This window comes from Paraburkholderia heleia NBRC 101817, from assembly GCF_000739775.1.
Lineage (GTDB): Bacteria > Pseudomonadota > Gammaproteobacteria > Burkholderiales > Burkholderiaceae > Paraburkholderia > Paraburkholderia heleia.
On sequence record NZ_BBJH01000017.1, the window covers coordinates 18,939 to 38,887 of the forward strand.

Sequence of the window (19,949 nt, forward strand, 5' to 3'; positions counted from 1 at the left end):
TCGCCAACCCATGGCTTCGAGAGGAGTGCGCGCCATGACCGCCTCCGCCGTGCCCGCCACCGGCATGAAAAGCGCCCGTTGCCCGCGCTGCGGCAACAGCTTCGATTGCGGCAGGAACACCGAACCGTTCGATTGCTGGTGCAAGTCCCTGCCCGCGTTGCCTGCGAGCGAGCTGGACCCGCGCGGGCGCTGCCTTTGCCCCGAATGCCTCGCGGCGGCGGCGGCTCCGGCCGCGGGAGCCGCGCAGAAGGGCAGGCGCGCTATACCCTGAGTTGCGCGCCGTGCGCGAGCGCCGCGAGGTCGGCGCTCACCTCGTCGAGCACGGGCTCCCACTGTTTGAAGGTCTTCTGACGATACAGCCGGGTATCCCGATACCACGGGCTGTCACGGCGATCCAGCAGCCAGACCCAATGCGGATTCACGTCCAGCAGCACCCAGGCGCGCTTGCCCAGGGCGCCGGCAAGGTGCGCGCTCGACGTGCACACGGAAATCACCAGGTCGAGCGCGTCGACGAATGCGGCGGTGTCGTCGAAGGTCTTCCACTCCCCGCTGAAGTCGGTGACCTCGAAGCCCGCTTCGCGCGCGGCGGCGATGTCATGCTGCGCGCCGGGCTGCAGCGAGTAGAACGTCACGCCCTCGATGCCGCCGAAGTGCCGGGTATACCGCTCGAGCCCGACGCGGCGAAACGGATTGCGTTTGTGCGTGAGGCTGCCCGTCCACGCGAGCCCGACCTTCAGGCGCCTTTCGCCCGCAAGGCGTGCGCGCCAGCGCGCCGCCGCCACGGGATCGGCCTTGAGATAACCCGTGGGAGCCGGGATCGTCGCTTCCTCGGTGCCGAATATGAGCGGCAGGCTCAACAGCGAGACTTCGCAATCGTAGGGCGGCAGGTTGTCGACGGGGCCGCCCGCGCAGTACAGGTCGCAATGGCTGCCGAGGCTGCGCGCGAGCAGCGCGCCCATCTGCGGAAACGAATTCCAGACGAGCCGGCCGCCTTCGCGATGCACGCGCCCGGCGAGCACGGGCACGTAGCGGCAGAATTGCAGCAGGTCGCCCATGCCCTGTTCGCCCCATACCAGCAATGTGCGACCCGCGAGCGGCTCGCCTCGCCACTCGGGCTTCGGGAACGCCGGGCGCCCCGCGGACAGTTCGCTCGACCCCTGCCAGCGCATCTCGTGGCCGGGCCAGCCTTCGATATAGTTGCCCCGCAGAAGCTGGGTCATCGACAGGTTCAAGCGTAGCGAGGCGTCGTTGGGCGCATACTGGCAGGCGGCGCGCGCCGCGCGTTCTGCCTCGTCCCACTGCTGGGCTTCCTTGCAGACCATCGCATGGTTGTTCAGGGCGAGCGGGTTTTGCGGTGCGAGTTCGAGCGCGCGGCGGCTCGCGTGGAGCGCGCGCGCCGCGTCGGTATCGGTCAGGAATACGCGGGCAAGGTTGATCCAGGCGTTGACGTTGTCGGGCTCTTCGGCGACCGTTTCTTCGAGCAGCGGCAGAATCTCACGGTCTCCAAAATTGATCTGCATCAAAGCTGTAGCAAGATTGTTGCGCAGATTTGGAAACGTCCGCGCGATTCCCAGTGCGTGGCGGTATGGTTCTACCGCTTCGGCGTGACGGTTTGCAAACTGCAGCGCGAGGCCCGCGGCGAACCACGCCGCGGCCCGCTTCGGCAAGAGCCGGGCGATCGCGGCGCTCAGGCGCACGGCTTCTTGCGCCAGGGCGCTGTCCTGTGCGCGAGCGGCGAGGGTCATGAGCGCGTCGTCGTCGAGGCCGCGCAGCGCAGCGCGCGTGGCAGCCAGCAATTCGTGTGCGCACGCACCGGTCGCTTCGGCGGTCCCACCGGCGGCGGCGTCGATGAAATCGAAAAAGAGCTTGCGCACGGTGTGGAGTATGTCGGGGGGCGAGGCCTGCATTGTTCCGTCTTGCTTGTCAGAAAGCGCCGGGATAATTGTGCCCGGCGGATGACATAGATTGAACCAAACCCTTTCAAGATGATGAATCAGAGAAGTCTTAACCGGTAAACTGACAGCATGTATCGCATAACTGTCAGTGCTCGCGTCAATCTCAGCCATCTATTCTGGCTGCGCAGTCTCGCCATCATCGGCCAGCTCTGCACGATCGCGTTCGTGCAGCTCTTCATCGGCGTGCAGTTGCCGCTGCCCGCCATGCTGTTCGTGATCGCCATGGAAGTGGCGTTCAACGGCGTGACCTGGCTGCGCGTCACGCAGGATCGTCCCGAGTCGAATCTCGAACTGTTCGGCCAGCTCTGGGTCGATCTCGGCGCGCTTTCCGCGCTGCTCTTTCTTTCCGGCGGCACGACCAATCCGTTCGTCTCGCTCTACCTGCCCTCGCTCGCCATCGCGGCCGCGGTGCTGCCGTGGTATCTCACCGCCTGGCTCGCGGCCTTCGCGGTGGCCTGCTACGTGCTGCTCGGCTTCGACAACGTGCCGCTCAATCTGGACAATCCCGCCAACCTGTTCGACTACTACCGCGCGGGCATGTGGGTGAACTTCATGGTGAGCGTGTGCCTGATCGTGTGGTTCGTCGCGCGGATGTCGCGTGCGCTGCGCCAGCGCGATACCGCGCTCGGCGACGCGCAGCAGCGCCTGCTGCGCGACGAGCGCGCCGTGGCGCTGGGCGTGCAGGCCGCCACCGTGGCGCACGAGATCGGCACGCCGCTCTCGACCATCGCCATGCTCACCGAGGAGTTGCGCGACGTCGCGCGCACGGACAAGGGCCTCGAACCGTATTCCGCCGACCTCGAACTGCTCGACAAGCAGATCTCGCTTTGCACCTCGGCGCTCGCACGGCTGAGGAGCCGCGCGTCGTCCACGGGCGCCCGCCAGGCCGTGGGCGAATGGCTCGGGCCGTTCGTCGAGCAATGGCGCCTGCGCCATCCGCACGTGAAGTTCGAACTCGTCGACAACGGACCGGGCGACTTCGCCCTCGACGACACCGTCGCCGTTGGCCAGATCCTCACCATCCTGCTCGACAATGCCGCGCGTGCCAGCCGCGATTTCGTGATGTTGCGTGCCTATGCGGCCGTGCGGGCCGGTTACGTCGAATTCGAAGTCAGCGATGCGGGGCCCGGCATTCCGTCGTCGTTGCGTGCATCGCTGGGCGCCGCGCCCGTCGACAGCACCCAGGGCGGTCACGGCGTCGGGCTGTACCTGGCGTTCTCGTCGGCGGCGCGGCTTGGCGGCTCGATCGAACTCAACGACGTCACGCCGCCCGGCAGCGCGTCGGGCGAAGTGAGCGGCGCAGAAGACGAGACGCCGACTGGCGGCGCAACCGGGAGCGGCATGCGCACGCGCCGCGCGCGCGGCACCCGCGCGGTGCTGCGCTTGCCGGCGAAGCAGGTCAAGGCGGGTCAGGCGAACCCTGCGGCGGCGCGCGAAGGCGCAGCGCCCGCGGGTTCGGAGATTGGATCAGGTGATGGGCCGGCCCGGCCCGGCGCCGCGTAACAACACGGAGAATCAGGCATGAGCGATATGAGTTTTCTGGTCATCGACGACGACGAAGTGTTCTCCGACATCCTCACGCGCGGCCTCACGCGGCGCGGCTTCGAGGTGAAGCAGGCACACAATGCGGAAGAGGCGATTCGCTTCGCCAACCAGCAGAAGTTCTCGCAGATCACGGTGGACCTGCATCTCGGCAACGACTCGGGCCTGTCGCTCATCGCGCCGCTGCGCGAACTGCAGCCGGACGCCCGCATGCTCGTGCTCACGGGCTACGCGAGCATCGCCACGGCGGTGCAAGCCGTGAAGGACGGCGCGGACAACTATCTGGCCAAGCCTGCCAACGTCGAGATGATTCTCTCGGCACTCCAAAGCGACGCGAGCGCCATGCAGGCCGAAGAGGCCATCGAGCACCCGGCGCCGCTCTCGGTCGCGCGGCTCGAATGGGAGCACATCCAGCGCGTGCTGGCCGAGCACAACGGCAACATCTCGGCCACGGCGCGCGCGCTCAACATGCACCGGCGCACGCTGCAGCGCAAGCTCGCGAAGCGCCCGGTGCGCCAGTAGGGCAAGTCCGGCGCGGCAAAAGAAAAGGGACCCCGCGGGGTCCCTTTTCATGCGCCACGCGTTGCGCCTTAGAGCACGTAACGCGACAGGTCTTCGTCCTGCGCCACTTCGCCGAGCGCCTTGTCGACATAGGCGGCGTCGATCGTCACGCTCTTGCCTGCGTGATTGCCGGCCGCGAACGACACATCTTCCAGCAGCTTTTCGATCACCGTGTAAAGACGGCGCGCGCCGATGTTCTCGGTCTTCTCGTTCACGGAGAAGGCGATTTCCGCGAGGCGGCGAATCCCGTCTTCGGCGAAATCGAGCTGCACGTCCTCGGTTGCGAGCAGCGCCTGATACTGCTTCACGAGGCTCGCGTCGGTCGCGACCAGAATCGCTTCGAAGTCCTTCACGGAGAGCGAGTCGAGTTCCACGCGAATCGGGAAACGGCCCTGCAGTTCGGGAATCAGATCGCTCGGCTTCGAGAGATGGAACGCGCCGCTGGCGATGAACAGGATGTGATCGGTCTTGACCATCCCATATTTCGTGTTGATGGTCGTGCCTTCCACGAGCGGCAGCAGATCGCGCTGCACGCCCTGGCGCGAAACTTCGCCGCCGCTGCCTTCGTTGTTGCGCGAGGCGATCTTGTCGATTTCGTCGAGGAACACGATGCCGTTCTGCTCGACGTTCTGCACGGCCTTTTGCTTGACCTCTTCGTCGTTGAGCATCTTGCCGGCTTCCTCGTCGGTCAGCAGCTTGAGCGCCTCCTTGACCTTCACCTTGCGGCGCGTTTTCTTGCCGCCGCCGAGATTGGCGAACATCGAGCGGATCTGCTCGGTCATGTCTTCCATGCCCGGGGGGCCCATGATGTCCATGCCCACTTGCGGCTGCTCGACGTCCAGCTCGATTTCCTTGTCGTCGAGCTGGCCTTCGCGCAGGCGCTTGCGGAAGGTCTGACGCGTGGTGCCGTCGTTGTCACCCCGGCCGCTTTCGGCGTGGCTTGCCGCATCGGACGAGCCGAAGCCTACCGGGCGCGCCGTCGGCAGCAGGATGTCGAGAATGCGGTCTTCGGCCTGATCGGTGGCCTTGCTGCGCACTTTGCGCATTTCCGTTTCGCGCGTCTGCTTCACCGAGATTTCGATGAGGTCGCGCACGATGCTGTCCACGTCGCGGCCCACGTAGCCCACCTCGGTGAACTTGGTCGCTTCGATCTTGATGAACGGCGCGTCCGCGAGCTTCGCGAGACGCCGCGCGATTTCGGTCTTGCCGACGCCCGTCGGCCCGATCATCAGGATGTTCTTCGGCGTGATTTCCTGGCGCAGCGGCTCGGCGACCTGCTGGCGGCGCCAGCGGTTGCGCAGCGCGACGGCCACGGCTTTCTTCGCGTTCGCCTGGCCGATGATGTGCTTGTCGAGTTCCGAGACGATCTCGGCGGGGGTCATGGTGCTCATCCTGATTCCTTCTCGTCTGTACGGTCGGTTGGCGAGTTATTCGATGGTTTCGATCACGCGGTTGTGATTCGTGTAGATACACATGTCGCCCGCGATCTCGAGCGATTTTTCGACGATCTCGCGCGGCGAGAGTTCGGTGTTCTCCACGAGCGCGCGGGCCGCGGCCTGCGCATACGCGCCGCCCGAACCGATCGCGCAGATGCCGCCTTCCGGGTCGAGCACGTCGCCGTTGCCGGTGATCACGAGCGTCGTGCTCGCGTCGGCGGCGATCAGCATGGCTTCGAGGCGGCGCAGCATGCGGTCGGTGCGCCAGTCCTTGGCGAGTTCGACGGCGGCGCGCGTGAGGTTGCCCTGATGCTTTTCGAGCTTGGCTTCGAAGCGGTCGAGCAGCGAGAACGCGTCGGCGGTGCCGCCGGCGAAGCCGACCATGACCTTGCCGCCGTAGATGCGCCGGACCTTCTTCGCGCCACCCTTCATGACGATGTTGCCGAGGGTGACCTGGCCGTCGCCGCCGAGCGCGACCTTGTCGCCGCGCCGCACGGATACGATCGTCGTGCCGTGAAATTGCTCCATGTGCGTTCCTTTTTACCGTTGATGCCGGGTGGGATGCGAAGGCGGTGTGCCTGCCGCTTTCGGGTGGGCGCCGCGGTGCTCGCGCGCCGTGCACGCTGGTGGCGCCGCCGCCCTGAATCCGGATGCGCCGCGCGCGCCTCTCGCGCGCCGCGAACGCATATCAGTTGGAGTTTAGGGCGGCGCAGGACATATCAAGGGCCGTGGGCGCAGAAAACGGCCTGGCGGCCAGCTGTGAAATGGCGCGCGCAAAAGAAAAAAGCGCACGGGGCTCCGTGCGCTTCGACAGGGAAGGCAAGTTGCTAGCCGCGCAAGCAGGGCTTCGCGGCCGGAAAAAAGCTCAATCGCCGAACAGCTTCTGGCGCAGCTCGCGCCGCTCTTGCGCTTCGAGCGAGAGCGTGGCGGTCGGACGCGCGAGCAGACGCGGGATGCCGATCGGCTCGCCCGTCTCTTCGCACCAGCCGTAGTCGCCGGAATCGATGCGGGCGAGCGATTGCTGCACCTTCTTGAGCAGCTTGCGTTCGCGGTCGCGCGTACGCAGCTCGAGCGCATGCTCTTCTTCGATCGTCGCGCGGTCGGCCGGATCGGGAACGATCACGGTTTCGCGCAGATTCTCAGTGGTCTGGCCCGCATTGCGGAGGATTTCCGCCTGCAGCTGTTCGAGCCGGTTCTTGAAGAAGGCGAGCTGATCCTCGTTCATGTAATCCTTGTCGCTCATCTTCAGGATTTCGGCTTCGGTCAAGAGTCGTTTCGTCGTCATCTGGCTTGCTTCTTCAATGAGTGAGGCAAAACTGGCACATCTTGCCTGCACTTTTGTGTTGCCCGCAGTGGCCGCGGTGGCCAATATCCAACCTTTACCACTTTGCCAGGCGCAGTCACCGCGCCGTTCTATGCGCGCTGGCGGGCACGGACGATGAACTGTCGTGACGCCCGAAGCGCCGCTGCGGGGCCGAACTCCTCTGGAAACCGGTCATCAGATGCTTCTGAGGCATATATCGTACCGACTGCGCGCTGCGACCGTTGCGCTGCCGGCGGGGCGGCCCTCGGCTGAAATCCGGGGCACCTCTCTTCCAGTGGGGCCGTATTGTAACCGAACCGCAAACTCGCGCCGCAAGCGGGAAATCCCTGCGGTGGCCCGCCTGCCGCCACGCCGTTTGCGAACCCGTTTGCGAACCGGTCGATATCCAGAAAATATAACGCGCCAATCGTGAAAAAGCGATGGTCGGGTACGTTATTTGACGCACGAACCCGCAAGGAGGTCCTCGCGCGAGCGGCAAACGCTGCCCCGGCGCCGCGTCGCAGCGCGCCATGTCCAGACGAAAACGCCCGGCGGTGGGCCGGGCGTAGCGGGAAAGGCAGGAAATCCGTCAGGCGAGGCAGGCGTCGAGCCCGTCGGTGATCAGGTCCTGCGGCAGCTCGATGCCGATGAACACCATCTTGCTGCCCTTCTTCTCGATCGGCAGCCACTTGGCGGCCAGGTCGCTGCCCATCATCTGGTGCACGCCCTGGAACACCACCTTGCGGTCCACGCCCTTCATGTAGAGCACGCCCTTATAGCGCAAGAGGCGCTCGCCGTAGATCTGCAGGATGCCGCCAAGGAAGTCTTCGAGGCGGTTGGGATCGAACGGCCGGTCGCTGCGGTAGACGAACGACTTGATCTTGTCGTCGTGGTGCGCGTGATGGTGGTGGCCGTGGTCGTGGCCCTCGTGGTTGCACTGGCCGTGATCGTGGTCGCAACCGGCGTGATCATGGTCATGCGCGTGGTCATGGTCGTGATCATGCGCGTGGTCGTGATCGCGCGCGTGATCGTCTTCGGCGAGGAAGTCGGGGTCGATCTCGAGCTTCGCATTCAGGTTGAAGCCGCGCAGGTCGAACACTTCCTTGATGTCGGCCTCGCCGAAATTGACCTGGCGGATCTGCGCCTTCGGGTTCATGTGCAGCACGCGATGGCGCAGGTCGGCGAGCTCCGTTTCGTCGACGAGGTCGGCCTTCGTGATGAAGAGGCGGTCGGCGAAACCCACCTGGCGCTGCACCACTTCGTGCTCGTCGAGCTGATGGTTGCCGTGCTTGGCGTCCACGAGCGTGATGATCGCGTCGAGCAGGAATTCGTCGGCGATCTCGTTATCCATGAAGAACGTCTGCGCGACCGGGCCCGGATTCGCGAGGCCGGTGGTTTCGATCACCACGCGGTCGAAGTCCAGCTTGCCGTCGCGCTTTTGCTGCGCGAGGTCGCCGAGCACGCGGGCGAGGTCGCCGCGAATCGTGCAGCAGATGCAGCCGTTGCTCATCTGGATGATCTGCTCAGTGCTGTCCTGCACGAGGATCTCGTTGTCGATGTTCTCTTCGCCGAACTCGTTCTCGATCACGGCGATCTTCATGCCGTGCTTCTCGTTCAGGATGCGCTTGAGCAGCGTGGTTTTGCCGCTGCCGAGGAAGCCGGTCAGGATAGTGACGGGAATCATGCTGGATGCCATGCTGTCTGCCTGGTAGGTGTTCGAGGGGTACGGTCAGGCGCGCCGCTTCGTGCTGTCGCTGCCTTCGAGTGTTACAACATAACTGCCTATTGAAACATATCTGCGCCGCGCCCGCATGCGGCGGCCGGGCGCGAGACCCGCGCGACCCAATCGGGGGCGCGAACAGGAAGCCCGAAAGGCGCTGCTGCACGCCGCCGAAAAGCCTCAAGTAAGGCCCTCTCAGGCAATTTGCAACAGCAGGCCCTTCAGATATTCGCCTTCTGGAAACGCCGTGAGCAGCGGATGATCCACACCCGCGCCAAGGCGTTTGAGGATACGCGCGTCCACCCTGGCGTCGGCGGCGGCGCCCGCCACGATCTTCTGGAACAGCGCCGGATCGATCGCACCCGAGCACGAATACGTGAACAGCAGACCGCCCGGACGCAGCAGCCTGAAACCCGTGAGGTTGATGTCCTTGTAGGCGCGCGCGGCGCGGTCCACGTGCTCGCGCGAGGCCGCGAACTTGGGCGGATCGAGCACCACGAGATCGAAGCGCTCGCCTTCGTCGTAGAGGCGGCGCAGCGTCTTGAAGGCATCGGCGTCGAGCCAGGCGGCGCGCGCGGGGTCGAAGCCGTTCGCCTCGACGTTGCGCTGCGCCGTGGCGAGCGCTTCGCCCGAGGAGTCGATCGACACCACGCGTTTCGCGCCGCCCTTCATGGCTGCGAGCGAGAAGCCGCCGGTGTAGCAGAAGCAGTTGAGCACTTCGCGCTCGCGCGCGTACGTCTGCACGAGCGCGCGATTGTCGCGCTGATCCACGTAGAAGCCGGTCTTGTGCCCGTTGCGCACGTCCACGTGATAGCGCACGCCGTTCTCGCTCGTGATGATCGTTGCAGGCGGTTCGTCGCCGGCGAGCAGGCCGGTGATCTGTTCGAGCCCTTCCTTCTCGCGGATCGACACGTCCGAGCGCTCGTACACGTTCGGGCAGCCCGTCGCCGACGTGAGCGCGGCGACGATCGCTTCCTTCCACGCCTCGACGCCCGCCGCCATGAACTGGCACACGAGCTGGCCGCGGCCGCTTTTTGCAGCATCGCCGCCGTCTTCGACGTAGTAGTCGACGATCAGGCCAGGCAGGCCGTCGGCCTCGCCGAAGATGAGGCGCACCGCGCCCGTGTTGCTCACCATCGCGCGGCGGTCGGCCACGGCGCGTTGCACGCGTCGCTTGAAGAACGCGTGGTCGATCGGCTCGTTTTCGTCGAAGCTCCATACGCGCGCGCGGATCTGCGAATGCGGGCTGTAGGCGGCGCGCCCGAGAAAGCGGCCGTCGGCCGAGCGCACGATGACGGTCGCGCCTGGCGCGGGCTTGCCTTCCACGCGGTCGATCGCGTTCGCGTAGACCCACGGATGGCGGCGCAGCAGGGATTTTTCTTTGGAAGGCTTGAGGGTGACGATATTCATGATGAGTTCGATGGGCCGCGGCGCGGCTATCGCGCAGCGTGGCGCGAGCGCCCGCGTATCAATCGCGCTTCTTGGCGCGCGGATGGGCGATGTCGTAGACCTTCGCGAGATGCTGAAAGTCGAGCGACGTATAGACCTGGGTGGCCGAGATGCTCGCGTGGCCGAGCAGTTCCTGCACGGCGCGCAGGTCGCCGCTCGACTGCAGCAGATGCGTGGCGAACGAGTGGCGCAGCACGTGCGGGTGCACGTTCGCGGGAATGCCCGCCGCGATGGCGGCGCGCTTCACGCGCTCGCGCACCACGCCCGGCGCCATGCGGTTGCCGCGCACGGAGAGAAAGAGCGGGGCGTCGTCGTGCCTGACGAAGGCGCTGCGGGCGGCGAGCCAGGCGTCGAGCGCGTCGAGCGCCTTGCGCCCGACCGGCACCATGCGGTGGCGGTTGCCCTTGCCCAGCACCTCGACTTCGGCGGCGTCGCGCTTGAGCCAGCCCGCCGATTCGTAACCGTCGCGCTTGACGTAACGCACGTCGAGTCCCACGAGTTCGGCGAGCCGCAGCCCCGAGGAATAGAACAGCTCGAGCATCGCGCGGTCGCGCAGGGCCTCGGGGCCGCCTTCTTCCGTGCCGGCGACGGCAGGCGCTTCCATGAGATGCGCGGCGTCGTCGACGGAAAGCGCCTTCGGCAGCGTTTTGGCGCGCTTGGGCGCACGCACGGCGGCCACGGGATTCGCGTCCATTTCGATGCGCCCCGCGAGCCAGCGATAGAAGGCGCGCCAGGCCGAAAGCCGGTGCGCGATCGAGCGCGCCGAGAGGCCGCCCGCATGCGCGCGCGCCACCGCGTTGCGCACTTGTGCGGCGCTGATCGCTTCGAGCGGCTTGCCGTCGGCGAGCTTTTTCAGCTCGTCGAGTTCATGCGTATAGCCGCGCAGCGTGTGCTCCGAGAGCCGCCGCTCGTGTTCGAGCATCGCGAGATAGTCGGCGATCGGGTCGGTTGGGTTCACGTTGGGCGGCTTGGATGGGCGTCAGTGCGGCAGCAGGCGCGAGAGCGCCGCGCTCGCCAGTGCACCGATCTGCGTGAGAAAGTCGGTGGCCATGCCTTCGTGGAAGCGGCGCGGGTCGGGCGAACCCATCACCAGCAGGCCGAAGGCTTCGCCCGCCGGCGCGTCGTTCGAGGCCACGGCGGGTGCGCGCAGCGCGATGATCGCGACCGATTCGGCGGCGCCGTCGGCCGGGTCGAGCCATTGCGCGGCCTCGAAGCCGGTGTTCGCGCCGCAATACGGCGTGTCGAGACTATTCGCGAAGATCCGCACTTCTTCGCCGGTATGGCGCGCGAAATCGGCCTGGCTGTAGGCCTCGGCCACGTCCCACATGCGTAGCGCGGCCTGCGGCATGTCGAATACGTCGCGCAGGTTCTGCGTGATCGAGCGCGGCAGCGCGTACGGATCGCGCTCGGCGATCATGCGCGTGGTCCAGCGGTTGAACTTCGCGGCGATCGAATCGTTCTCGTGGCCGTAGCGCAGCAGTTCCGAAAGACGGCGCTCGAGATGCTTGTTCTTCTCGCGCAGCATTTCCATCTGGCGCTCCTGCAGCGAGACGGCAGCCTTGCCGTGCGGATTGCCTAGCTTGATCGTCGCGAGCAGTTCGGCGTGCTCGACGAAAAAATCGGGGTGGGCGAGCAGATAGTCGGCAACTTCGCGATCGTTCATGTCGTGGACGCGTTGTAGTTGTGAGGCGCGCGCAGCGGCGCGCAGTCTGTCATTCGGTTGATGGCTTTCGAGTATTCGTGCGGCGCGACGTTCTCTCGTTGCGCGCGCCGTACGAGGCCGGCGGTACGGGCTAGTCGGCCAGCTCGATCTCGCCTTCGAACACCGTGGCGGCCGGGCCCGCCATGGTAAGCGCGGCGGATTCGTCGCGCGCGCCGTCCCAGGCGATGGTCAGCAGGCCGCCGTGGGTATGCACCTTCACGGGCGTGTCGAGCAGGCCGCGGCGAATGCCTGCCGCCACGGCCGCGCACGCGCCCGTGCCGCACGCGAGCGTTTCGCCCGCGCCGCGCTCGAATACACGCAGCTTCACTTCGTTGCGCGAAACGATCTGCATGAAACCGGCGTTCACCTTGTTCGGGAAGCGCGCATGCGTCTCGATGACCGCGCCTTCGGCCTTCACCGGGTACGCCTCGACGTCGTCCACCACCTGCACCGCGTGCGGGTTGCCCATCGAGACGACCGACACCCAGCGCCGCTCACCGCGCATTTCGCCACCCAGGTCGAGCGGCCAGAGCGTGTCGTTGCCTTCGCGGCGGCCTTCGAGGCCGTTCGCGTCGAACGGCACGCGCGCCGGTTCGAACTCGGGGCGGCCCATGTCGACGACGACTTCACCGTTTTCCTGCACGACGAGCGTGATCGTGCCCTTCTGCACCTGCACGCGCACGCGGTTCGAATCGGTCAGCTTGCGGTCGCGCACGAATTTCACGAAGCAGCGCGCACCGTTGCCGCAGTGCTCGACCTCGCCGCCGTCGCAATTGAAGATGCGGTAGCGGAAGTCCACGCCTTCCACGGTCGGCTTCTCGACCAGCAGCAGCTGGTCGGCGCCGATGCCGAAGTGGCGGTCGGCGAGCGCACGCACACGCTCGGGCGTGAGCGCGAGGTCCTGGCTGTAGCCGTCGAGCACGACGAAGTCGTTGCCCGCGCCATGCATCTTGGTGAATTTGAGTTTCATGCCGGTATTGTAAGCGAGGCCCGGGCGAAAACCCGCGCCCGGGTCGTGCGCGCGACGCTCAGCTGTATACACTCGGCTCGCCCGGCGGCCGCGTCTTGAAGCGCTTGTGGACCCAGTAGTACTGCTCGGGAATGCGCGGAATCTGCTCTTCGAGGAAGGCGTTCATGCGGCGTGCGTCGAGATCGTCGTCGCCGGTCGGATAATTTTCCCAAGGTTTGAACACTTTCAGCCGATAACCCTTGTAATCGGGCAACACCTCGCCGATGAACGGTACGACCTGCGCATGACCCACCTTCGCCAGACGCCCCACCGCCGTGAGCGTGCACGCCGGCACGCCGAAGAAGGGCACGAACGTGGAATTGCGCATGCCGTAGTCCATGTCGGCGCCGAGCATCACGGGCTTCCTGTCGCGCAGCCACCGCAGCACGGCGCGCGCGCTGTCCGCGCGGCTCACCATTTCCGCGCCGAAACGGCTGCGTCCCGCCTTCGCCGCCGCTTCGAATTCGGGGTTGGAGAACGGCTGGTAGAGCGAGCCGCACGGCCGGTGCAGCGAGTAGTTCAGGAACATGGAGCCCGCCTCGATGCCCACGAAATGCAGGCCGAGAAAGAGCGTGGGCGGCAGGTTCGGATCGGTGAGATCGATCTCGCTGTCGAGCTCGACGATTTTTTCGAGCTTCTTCGCCGAGGCGAACCATTGCACGCTGCGCTCCATGTAGCTGCGAATGGCGTGACGGAAGTGCAGCCCCGCCACTTCCTCGCGCTTTTCGTCGCTCCACTCGGGGAAGCACAGGCGCAGATTCGTATGAACGACGCGCTTGCGCCGGCTCGGGATCTGGTACAGCAGCCAGCCGAGGCCGTCGCCCAGACGCGCGACGAAGCCATAGGGCAGGATCGCGAACAGCTTGAGCAAGCCGATGGCGAAACGGGAGCCGAGTTTGCCTAGCATGCGGCAACTCCGCTGCAGGGCTTGCGAACTGTGGAAGGGGCGAGGGACGGCACGCGTGGGAGACTCTGCGACAATTTAAGGAAGTCGCTATAATAAGGGCTTCGCCGAGTTAATAGACAACTTGCGGGGCGAAGCCGGTGGGCTGCGAATGACACGTGATAACCACGCGTGATCGATCGCGAATCATGGCAACCGGGCAGCAATTCCGCTAAAGCGTCGCCGCTTCAAAGCTCCCGAAGCTGGCTACGTGAACTCAACCGTCACCAGCTACAAGGAGCCTGACACGTGGCAAACGACTATTTCTTCACCTCCGAATCCGTCTCCGAAGGCCATCCGGACAAGGTCGCCGACCAGATTTCGGACGCGATCCTCGACGCCATCCTCACACAAGACAAGTACTCGCGCGTTGCAGCGGAAACGCTGTGCAACACGGGTCTCGTCGTGCTCGCCGGTGAAATCACCACGACGGCCAACGTCGACTACATCCAGGTCGCGCGCGACACGATCAAGCGCATCGGCTACGACAACACGGACTACGGCATCGACTACCGCGGCTGCGCGGTGCTCGTCGCTTACGACAAGCAGTCGCCGGACATCGCCCAGGGCGTCGACCGCGCGCACGACAACAACCTCGACCAGGGCGCCGGCGACCAGGGCCTGATGTTCGGCTATGCGTGCGATGAAACGCCCGAACTGATGCCGCTGCCGATCCACCTCTCGCACCGTCTGGTCGAGCGCCAGTCGAACCTGCGCCGCGACGGTCGTCTGCCCTGGCTGCGTCCGGATGCGAAGTCGCAGGTCACGATCCGCTACGTCGACGGCAAGCCGCACGCCATCGACACCGTCGTGCTCTCCACGCAGCACTCGCCGGACATCGACCTCGGCACGCTGCGCGAAGCCGTGATCGAAGAAGTCATCAAGCCGGTGCTGCCGGCCGATCTCATCAAGGGCGACATCAAGTTCCTCGTGAACCCGACCGGCCGCTTCGTGATCGGCGGCCCGCAGGGCGATTGCGGTCTCACGGGCCGCAAGATCATCGTCGATACGTACGGCGGCGCAGCCCCGCACGGCGGCGGTGCGTTCTCGGGCAAGGATCCGTCGAAGGTGGACCGCTCGGCAGCCTACGCCGGCCGCTACGTCGCGAAGAACATCGTGGCCGCCGGCCTCGCGTCGCGCTGCCTGATCCAGGTGTCCTACGCCATCGGCGTGGCTGAGCCGACCTCGGTCATGGTCAACACGTTCGGCACCGGCAAGGTGTCGGACGCGACCATCACGAAGCTCGTGCGCGAGCACTTTGATCTGCGTCCGAAGGGCATCATCCAGATGCTCGACCTGCTGCGCCCGGTCTACGAAAAGACCGCCGCTTACGGCCACTTCGGCCGCGAAGAGCCGGAATTCTCGTGGGAAGCGACCGACAAGGCGCTGGCTCTGGCCGAAGCCGCCGGCACGGCGCCGGTGAGCGCAGCAGCGCTCGCCTAAGAGCAGCGCTGGCCTGAGCGTTCGCAAGCTGGCCTGGCGCGAGCCGGCGGCAACGCTGGTCAAGCGCGCAGCGACGCGAAGAAAAACCCCGCAGGGCGCAAGCCCGTGCGGGGTTTCTGTTTTCTGCGGACCGCGGCGTGAGTCGCGCGCGGGCGTGCGGTTATGCGCTCGTCAGCGCATTGCGAAGCCGAACCAGCCTGTGCTGCTCGCGGCCATACGGCGCGGCTTGCGCGTGCTGCGCGCCACATGAACCGTGGAGGGCGCGGCGAGTGTGCGCAGCGGCGCATTCGGGCGATACAGCAGCGTGCGCAGCGAGAAGTGACGCGCGCCCGAGCGCGTGCGCAGCACGGAGAAGAACGAGTGGAACCAGGTGCGCATGCTGTCGACGGGCTTCGTCTCGCGCACCTGTTGTGCGAGCGCGCGGGTGCGGGCGGCGTGGTGACGCAGTGCGCGCACCAGATGACGGCGGGCGGGGCGTGCCGCCTTCAGGGCTGTGTGAGCGGCGTGGGTCATGCGTTGAGTATCGAAGAGGGTATGCATGGCGGTTGAGCAATCGGGTTCGAGGTGCGCCTTGCGCGACGCTTTACGTCGAGCAGCAAACGTGCCTGTCTTCCAGGGCGTCACGATCCGGGTGGACGGGAGACGGGCCGCAAGGCGCGGCGTAAGACGCGACGCGACGGATTCTTCTGTTGGAGCGCCTTGTGCGGCAAGGCGTTCACGGCGATCCGCCCGTGCGATGAGAATTCGGCGAAGTCAAACAACATGAGCAACAGGCTACACGCGAATCATGACCGCAGAAAGTCGGTTAATACCCGGCCCTGCGCGTCTTTGATGCACACGATCCCACCCTTTGTCTTCATCGCGGTGCGCGCGCGCCATTCGCGTGCGGCTCGCTGCCCGGCGCGCATGGAGCCACCTCGTATGAGAGCGTGGTCCTTCCCGCCGTGCCGGCACGCTTTACAATCGACGAGTCGGCGCGCGCCGACGCCGCAGCCTCGTCGTTCGACGAAGCGACGCACGCGGGCTGCGGCCCTTGCTCGCATCGAGATCGCTTAACGGAAGTCCCATGTCAGTCCATTCAAAGAAAGAACAGGTGCAGGCGCTGCGCGAGCGCGGCTTCGTGGTCGTGCCGGGGCTCGTCTCGCCCGGGCGCTGCGAGGCGATCAGGCAGGTCGCGCAGGAGCAGTTGCTGGCCGCTGCCGCACCGCTCGAATTCGAAGCCGATTTGCGCTATCCCGGCGCACCCGAATCGAAGGACGCCCCGGGCGGCCATACGGTGCGGCGCCTGCTCGACGCCTACTCGCGCCACGCGCTCTATCGCGAGTGGGCCACGTCGCCGGAAATCGCGGGGTGGATGGAGCTTTATTTCGGCGAGGAGCCGGTCCTGTCGCGCGCGCATCACAACTGCATGATGACGAAGCATCCGCACTACGGCAGCCTCACGGGCTGGCACCGCGACGTGCGCTACTGGTCGTTCGAGCGCGACGACCTCGTTTCGGTCTGGCTCGCGCTCGGACCGGAGAAGGTGGAAAACGGCGGCCTGTGGTTCGTGCCGGGCTCGCACGAGGCGCCGTTCACCTCGGACAAGTTCGACGCCGCGAAATTCTTCCGCGCCGACCTGCCCGAGAACAAGGTCTGGATCGACCGCGCCGTTGCCCCGACGCTCGCCGCCGGCGATGTGGTCTTCTTCCACTGCAACACGCTGCATTCGGCGGGGCAGAACCAGAGCGATCAGGTAAAGTTTTCGCTCGTGTACACCTATCACGGCGCGAGCAACGTGCCGCTGCCGGGCACGCGCTCGGCGTTGAAGCCCGAAGTGAAGCTCTGAGCCGGCGCAGCGGCGCCTCGCGTCTAGCGCCGCCGCCCCGACATCGCGAGCCCGGTGATGCCCGCGAGCGTCGCGGCAATGCCGCCCCCAATCAGGAGGATCGTGCGGTCGGTGGGGGCGCCGGTGAACAGGCGCGACATGTCGTTCGCGAACGAATGGAGCGACTGGCCGCCGAAGTACAACAGGACGACGCCACAGGCGATGAGCGCGATCGAAACCGCTTTGGCCATGAACAACCTCTCGCAAAGGATGGACGCCGCAGTGTAGGCGAGTGGCCGCGGCGCGTCCAGGGTGCGGTTTTTCCTGCGGCCCGACGCGCGCGCTCACGCACCTTGCATCGCCTTTCCCGCATAGTGGGCATCTGCACGGCTTGGGCGGATTGGCTAACATAGCTGCCTCACGCGAAGCGGCGCGCTTCACCGCGCGCCGCGCCCGTCCCTTCGCTCATTTCCCGTTTTCGCCGAGGATTCAAACCATGGCTTACGAAGCAGCCTCAGAACGCTATTCGGACATGCAATACCGCTTTTGCGGCAAGTCGGGGCTCAAGCTGCCCGCGCTGTCGCTCGGTCTGTGGCACAACTTCGGCGACACCACGCCGATCTCGACCCAGCGCGACATCCTGCGCACCGCGTTCGATCTCGGCATCACGCACTTCGACCTCGCGAACAACTACGGCCCGCCGTACGGGAGTGCCGAAACCAACTTCGGCCGCATTTTCAGGGACGATTTCCGTCCGTACCGCGACGAGCTGCTGATCTCGTCGAAGGCGGGCTGGGACATGTGGCCGGGTCCGTACGGCCAGGGCGGCGGCTCGCGCAAGTACGTGCTCGCGAGCCTCGACCAGAGCCTGCAGCGTATGGGTCTCGACTACGTCGACATCTTCTATTCGCACCGCTTCGACGTGGAAACGCCGCTCGAAGAAACGGCGGGCGCGCTCGCCACGGCCGTGCAGCAGGGCAAGGCGCTCTATGTCGGCATCTCGTCGTATTCGCCCGCGAAGACGCGCGAAATGGCGAGGCTCCTCGCCGAATACAAGGTGCCGCTGCTGATTCACCAGCCGTCGTACAACATGCTCAACCGCTGGGTCGAGGAAGAACTGCTCGACACGCTCGAGGATCTGGGCACGGGCAGCATTGCGTTTACGCCGCTCGCGCAAGGCGTGCTGACGAACAAGTACCTGAACGGCGTGCCGGAGGATGCGCGCGTGAACCGCCCGGGCGGCGGCTCGCTCAAGAGCGAGCACCTCAGTGCGCAGAACATCGGGCACGTGCGCAAGCTCAACGACCTCGCGCTGCGCCGCGGCCAGAGCCTCGCGCAGATGGCGATCGCCTGGACACTGCGCGGCGGCCGCGTGACCTCGGCACTGATCGGCGCGAGCCGCGCGGAGCAGGTGCGCGAGAACGTCGCGGCGCTGAAGAACCTGGCGTTCTCGAAGGAAGAACTCGCGGAGATCGACCGCTATGCAACCGAAGGCGGCGTGAACCTGTGGGAGAAGCCGTCGACCGATCAGCACATCTGAGCGGCACGCTTGTGCCCGCTTGTGCCCGCTTCCCGGCGCAAAGAACCGCCTCCTTGCGAGGCGGTTCCTTTATGCGCGAACGGTCGGCGCGCATCGGCCATGACCGCACGGCGCGCCATTCTTCGCTTTGTCATGTGGCCCTGCTAACGTCGCGGCAGCCTTTGCCGCGAGGAATCACCATGGAGTTCTCGAGCGCCGAAACGGAAGCGCTTTCCCCGTCCGCCATCCGCGCTGAACCCGCCAGGCGGCCAACCCACCCACCGCGGGCGGCAACGGCGGCCCGCATGAACGCCGCGCTGATCGCGTTCGCGTTCACGGCGCTCGGCTACGAACTCATCGGATTGCCGCTGTTGCTGGACGCAGCGGGCGGGCCGACGCTCGCCCTGCTGGCGACGCTCGCGCCCGTCGTGCTTGCCACGCCGATCCACTGGGGCCTCATTCACGAAGGCATACACGGACAACTGGCGCGCGAGCGGCGCGCGAACGAGTGGCTCGCCCGCGCGCTCTCGATCGGTCTGGCAATGCCGTTCGACGCCGTGCGTTTCGGACACCTGATGCACCACCGCTTCACGCGCGAGCCGTTCGACCGGCCCGATGTGCACGACACGCACGACGCGAGCGGGCCGCGTTGGCGGCGTCGCGTGGCGTACTACGGGCGGCTGATGGGCGGCCTGTACCTCGCCGAATTGCTGCTGCCGCTTCTGGCGTTTCTCCCGGCGCGGATCGCGCGCGCCATCATCGCACGCGGCGTGGGCGTGCATGGCCGCGAAGGCGCGCAGGTGCAGCGGCTCTTCGCCAACCATGCCGCCGATCCCGTGAGGCGCCGCCGCGCGCGGCGCGACTGGCTTGCGTCGCTCGCGATTTACGCGGCTTCGTTCGCCCTCTACGGCAAGGCCTGGCCCGTGCTGCTCGCAGCGATGTATCTGCGCGGGCTGTGGCTCTCGCTTGCCGACAACCTGCCGCACTACGGCGTCGCGCTCGACGAACCGGGCCGCGCGCGGGACTTTCGCGTGCCGCGCGCGCTGGGCGTGCTGCTGATGAATCACCATCTGCATCGCCAGCATCATCTGCATCCGACGCTGCCCTGGACGGCGCTGCCGGCGCTCGCGCAGGCCGAAGCGGCCGCAGGCGTTGCGGCGCGCGCGGGCTATCTGGCCGCTGTGTTGCGTCAGTTCAGGGGCTTGCAGCCGGGCATCGATCCCGGCTGAGAGGAGGGGGCGAGCGAATGGCGCGCGTGCGCGCAAACTGCGGCGCGTCGAGCCGCGAGAATGCCGCATCGTCACTTCGCGCGGACGCTTCGCGAGCCGCCTGGCGTCCCATGATGGGTACGGGAAACGTACGCTACATCAGCGCCGGCAGCGTCTCGACGAGTGCAACGGCCGCGAGTGCGCCGATCAGCGCGCCGATCACGCGCAGCGTGTTGTGTCTGAATTCCGTCGCGCACGGCACTGCGCCAAGAAAGAGCGCGCCAGCGAGGGCCATCGGGATGATCATCACGAAATCGCCGATCGTGAAATAACCTTCCATGCTCGTCTCCTT

20 protein-coding genes are annotated in these 19,949 nt (G+C 66.2%); 7 read left to right on the forward strand and 13 right to left on the reverse strand.

Annotated features, from left to right (window positions below; translation table 11 throughout):
- Positions 1–34: 34 nt before the first annotated feature.
- Positions 35–271 carry a cysteine-rich CWC family protein gene (locus BHE01S_RS36800; RefSeq protein WP_084068881.1) on the forward strand — a complete coding sequence of 79 codons (237 nt, stop codon included), beginning with the start codon at positions 35–37 and terminating at the stop codon, positions 269–271.
- Here BHE01S_RS36800 and BHE01S_RS15225 read toward each other — a convergent pair.
- Positions 261–1,907, reverse strand: coding sequence for a tetratricopeptide repeat protein (locus tag BHE01S_RS15225; protein WP_042265449.1), 1,647 nt, complete (start codon positions 1,905–1,907; stop codon positions 261–263). The genes BHE01S_RS36800 and BHE01S_RS15225 overlap by 11 nt on opposite strands.
- Positions 1,908–2,024: 117 nt before the next feature.
- On the opposite strand from BHE01S_RS15225, the gene BHE01S_RS15230 reads away from it, so the two are divergent.
- The gene (locus BHE01S_RS15230; protein ID WP_042265452.1) at positions 2,025–3,458 is read left to right on the forward strand and encodes an ATP-binding protein; all 1,434 of its coding nucleotides are present in this window, start codon (positions 2,025–2,027) and stop codon (positions 3,456–3,458) included.
- Positions 3,459–3,476: 18 nt separating this feature from the next.
- Positions 3,477–4,019, forward strand: a complete 543-nt coding sequence (locus BHE01S_RS15235; protein ID WP_028203192.1) for a response regulator transcription factor — start codon at positions 3,477–3,479, stop codon at positions 4,017–4,019.
- Between the two features lie 68 nt (positions 4,020–4,087).
- Here BHE01S_RS15235 and hslU read toward each other — a convergent pair whose 3' ends face one another.
- The 9 genes from hslU to BHE01S_RS15280 form a co-directional block, all read right to left on the reverse strand.
- A complete protein-coding gene (gene hslU / locus BHE01S_RS15240; protein WP_042265454.1) occupies positions 4,088–5,449 on the reverse strand; it encodes an ATP-dependent protease ATPase subunit HslU in 1,362 nt (453 codons plus the stop codon).
- Between the two features lie 36 nt (positions 5,450–5,485).
- Positions 5,486–6,022, reverse strand: coding sequence for an ATP-dependent protease subunit HslV (hslV, locus tag BHE01S_RS15245; protein ID WP_042265455.1), 537 nt, complete (start codon positions 6,020–6,022; stop codon positions 5,486–5,488).
- 337 nt (positions 6,023–6,359) lie between these two features.
- Entirely contained in the window at positions 6,360–6,779 is a 420-nt protein-coding gene (gene dksA, locus BHE01S_RS15250) for an RNA polymerase-binding protein DksA (RefSeq protein WP_028203189.1), read from the reverse strand.
- A 607-nt stretch (positions 6,780–7,386) separates the two neighbouring features.
- Complete coding sequence (locus tag BHE01S_RS15255) at positions 7,387–8,481, reverse strand: CobW family GTP-binding protein (RefSeq protein ID WP_174479507.1); 1,095 nt, start codon at positions 8,479–8,481, stop codon at positions 7,387–7,389.
- A gap of 231 nt (positions 8,482–8,712) precedes the next feature.
- Positions 8,713–9,927 carry a class I SAM-dependent rRNA methyltransferase gene (locus BHE01S_RS15260; protein WP_042265461.1) on the reverse strand — a complete coding sequence of 405 codons (1,215 nt, stop codon included), beginning with the start codon at positions 9,925–9,927 and terminating at the stop codon, positions 8,713–8,715.
- A 58-nt stretch (positions 9,928–9,985) separates the two neighbouring features.
- A complete protein-coding gene (xerC, locus tag BHE01S_RS15265) occupies positions 9,986–10,888 on the reverse strand; it encodes a tyrosine recombinase XerC (protein WP_042265566.1) in 903 nt (300 codons plus the stop codon).
- Between the two features lie 57 nt (positions 10,889–10,945).
- A complete protein-coding gene (locus tag BHE01S_RS15270) occupies positions 10,946–11,629 on the reverse strand; it encodes a DUF484 family protein (RefSeq protein ID WP_042265463.1) in 684 nt (227 codons plus the stop codon).
- A 130-nt stretch (positions 11,630–11,759) separates the two neighbouring features.
- On the reverse strand, positions 11,760–12,638 hold the full coding sequence (gene dapF, locus BHE01S_RS15275) for a diaminopimelate epimerase (RefSeq protein WP_042265464.1): 879 nt from the start codon (positions 12,636–12,638) through the stop codon (positions 11,760–11,762).
- 58 nt (positions 12,639–12,696) lie between these two features.
- Positions 12,697–13,584 (reverse strand): lipid A biosynthesis lauroyl acyltransferase, encoded by an 888-nt coding sequence (locus BHE01S_RS15280; protein WP_042265466.1) that lies wholly within the window; start codon positions 13,582–13,584, stop codon positions 12,697–12,699.
- A gap of 285 nt (positions 13,585–13,869) precedes the next feature.
- Between BHE01S_RS15280 and metK the strand changes: the two genes are divergently transcribed.
- A complete protein-coding gene (gene metK / locus BHE01S_RS15285; protein WP_042265468.1) occupies positions 13,870–15,063 on the forward strand; it encodes a methionine adenosyltransferase in 1,194 nt (397 codons plus the stop codon).
- 171 nt (positions 15,064–15,234) lie between these two features.
- Here metK and BHE01S_RS15290 read toward each other — a convergent pair whose 3' ends face one another.
- Positions 15,235–15,603 (reverse strand): hypothetical protein, encoded by a 369-nt coding sequence (locus tag BHE01S_RS15290; protein WP_042265469.1) that lies wholly within the window; start codon positions 15,601–15,603, stop codon positions 15,235–15,237.
- Between the two features lie 526 nt (positions 15,604–16,129).
- On the opposite strand from BHE01S_RS15290, the gene BHE01S_RS15295 reads away from it, so the two are divergent.
- The gene (locus BHE01S_RS15295) at positions 16,130–16,891 is read left to right on the forward strand and encodes a phytanoyl-CoA dioxygenase family protein (protein ID WP_042265471.1); all 762 of its coding nucleotides are present in this window, start codon (positions 16,130–16,132) and stop codon (positions 16,889–16,891) included.
- Between the two features lie 23 nt (positions 16,892–16,914).
- On the opposite strand, the gene BHE01S_RS15300 is transcribed toward BHE01S_RS15295, so the two are convergent.
- Positions 16,915–17,121 (reverse strand): DUF3185 family protein, encoded by a 207-nt coding sequence (locus BHE01S_RS15300; RefSeq protein WP_042265473.1) that lies wholly within the window; start codon positions 17,119–17,121, stop codon positions 16,915–16,917.
- A gap of 245 nt (positions 17,122–17,366) precedes the next feature.
- Here BHE01S_RS15300 and mgrA point away from each other — a divergent pair, with 245 nt between their 5' ends.
- Together mgrA and BHE01S_RS15310 are read left to right on the forward strand one after the other, a co-directional pair.
- Complete coding sequence (mgrA, locus tag BHE01S_RS15305; RefSeq protein WP_042265476.1) at positions 17,367–18,410, forward strand: L-glyceraldehyde 3-phosphate reductase; 1,044 nt, start codon at positions 17,367–17,369, stop codon at positions 18,408–18,410.
- Positions 18,411–18,694: 284 nt separating this feature from the next.
- Positions 18,695–19,618 carry a fatty acid desaturase gene (locus BHE01S_RS15310; protein WP_042265477.1) on the forward strand — a complete coding sequence of 308 codons (924 nt, stop codon included), beginning with the start codon at positions 18,695–18,697 and terminating at the stop codon, positions 19,616–19,618.
- Positions 19,619–19,751: 133 nt separating this feature from the next.
- On the opposite strand, the gene BHE01S_RS15315 is transcribed toward BHE01S_RS15310, so the two are convergent.
- Positions 19,752–19,937 (reverse strand): hypothetical protein, encoded by a 186-nt coding sequence (locus BHE01S_RS15315; protein WP_042265480.1) that lies wholly within the window; start codon positions 19,935–19,937, stop codon positions 19,752–19,754.
- Positions 19,938–19,949: the final 12 nt, after the last annotated feature.

Coding starts and splice junctions, on each gene's coding strand:
- BHE01S_RS15310 (WP_042265477.1), top strand. CDS start 18,695: ATGAACGCCGCGCTGATCGCGTTCGCGTTCACGGCGCTCGGCTACGAA.
- BHE01S_RS15270 (WP_042265463.1), bottom strand. CDS start 11,629: ATGAACGATCGCGAAGTTGCCGACTATCTGCTCGCCCACCCCGATTTT.
- BHE01S_RS15230 (WP_042265452.1), top strand. CDS start 2,025: ATGTATCGCATAACTGTCAGTGCTCGCGTCAATCTCAGCCATCTATTC.
- BHE01S_RS15255 (WP_174479507.1), bottom strand. CDS start 8,481: ATGATTCCCGTCACTATCCTGACCGGCTTCCTCGGCAGCGGCAAAACC.
- BHE01S_RS15315 (WP_042265480.1), bottom strand. CDS start 19,937: ATGGAAGGTTATTTCACGATCGGCGATTTCGTGATGATCATCCCGATG.
- dksA (WP_028203189.1), bottom strand. CDS start 6,779: ATGACGACGAAACGACTCTTGACCGAAGCCGAAATCCTGAAGATGAGC.
- hslV (WP_042265455.1), bottom strand. CDS start 6,022: ATGGAGCAATTTCACGGCACGACGATCGTATCCGTGCGGCGCGGCGAC.
- BHE01S_RS15225 (WP_042265449.1), bottom strand. CDS start 1,907: ATGCAGGCCTCGCCCCCCGACATACTCCACACCGTGCGCAAGCTCTTT.
- hslU (WP_042265454.1), bottom strand. CDS start 5,449: ATGAGCACCATGACCCCCGCCGAGATCGTCTCGGAACTCGACAAGCAC.
- mgrA (WP_042265476.1), top strand. CDS start 17,367: ATGGCTTACGAAGCAGCCTCAGAACGCTATTCGGACATGCAATACCGC.
- BHE01S_RS15290 (WP_042265469.1), bottom strand. CDS start 15,603: ATGCATACCCTCTTCGATACTCAACGCATGACCCACGCCGCTCACACA.
- BHE01S_RS15300 (WP_042265473.1), bottom strand. CDS start 17,121: ATGGCCAAAGCGGTTTCGATCGCGCTCATCGCCTGTGGCGTCGTCCTG.
- dapF (WP_042265464.1), bottom strand. CDS start 12,638: ATGAAACTCAAATTCACCAAGATGCATGGCGCGGGCAACGACTTCGTC.
- BHE01S_RS15235 (WP_028203192.1), top strand. CDS start 3,477: ATGAGCGATATGAGTTTTCTGGTCATCGACGACGACGAAGTGTTCTCC.
- xerC (WP_042265566.1), bottom strand. CDS start 10,888: ATGCTCGAACACGAGCGGCGGCTCTCGGAGCACACGCTGCGCGGCTAT.
- BHE01S_RS36800 (WP_084068881.1), top strand. CDS start 35: ATGACCGCCTCCGCCGTGCCCGCCACCGGCATGAAAAGCGCCCGTTGC.
- BHE01S_RS15260 (WP_042265461.1), bottom strand. CDS start 9,927: ATGAATATCGTCACCCTCAAGCCTTCCAAAGAAAAATCCCTGCTGCGC.
- BHE01S_RS15280 (WP_042265466.1), bottom strand. CDS start 13,584: ATGCTAGGCAAACTCGGCTCCCGTTTCGCCATCGGCTTGCTCAAGCTG.
- BHE01S_RS15295 (WP_042265471.1), top strand. CDS start 16,130: ATGTCAGTCCATTCAAAGAAAGAACAGGTGCAGGCGCTGCGCGAGCGC.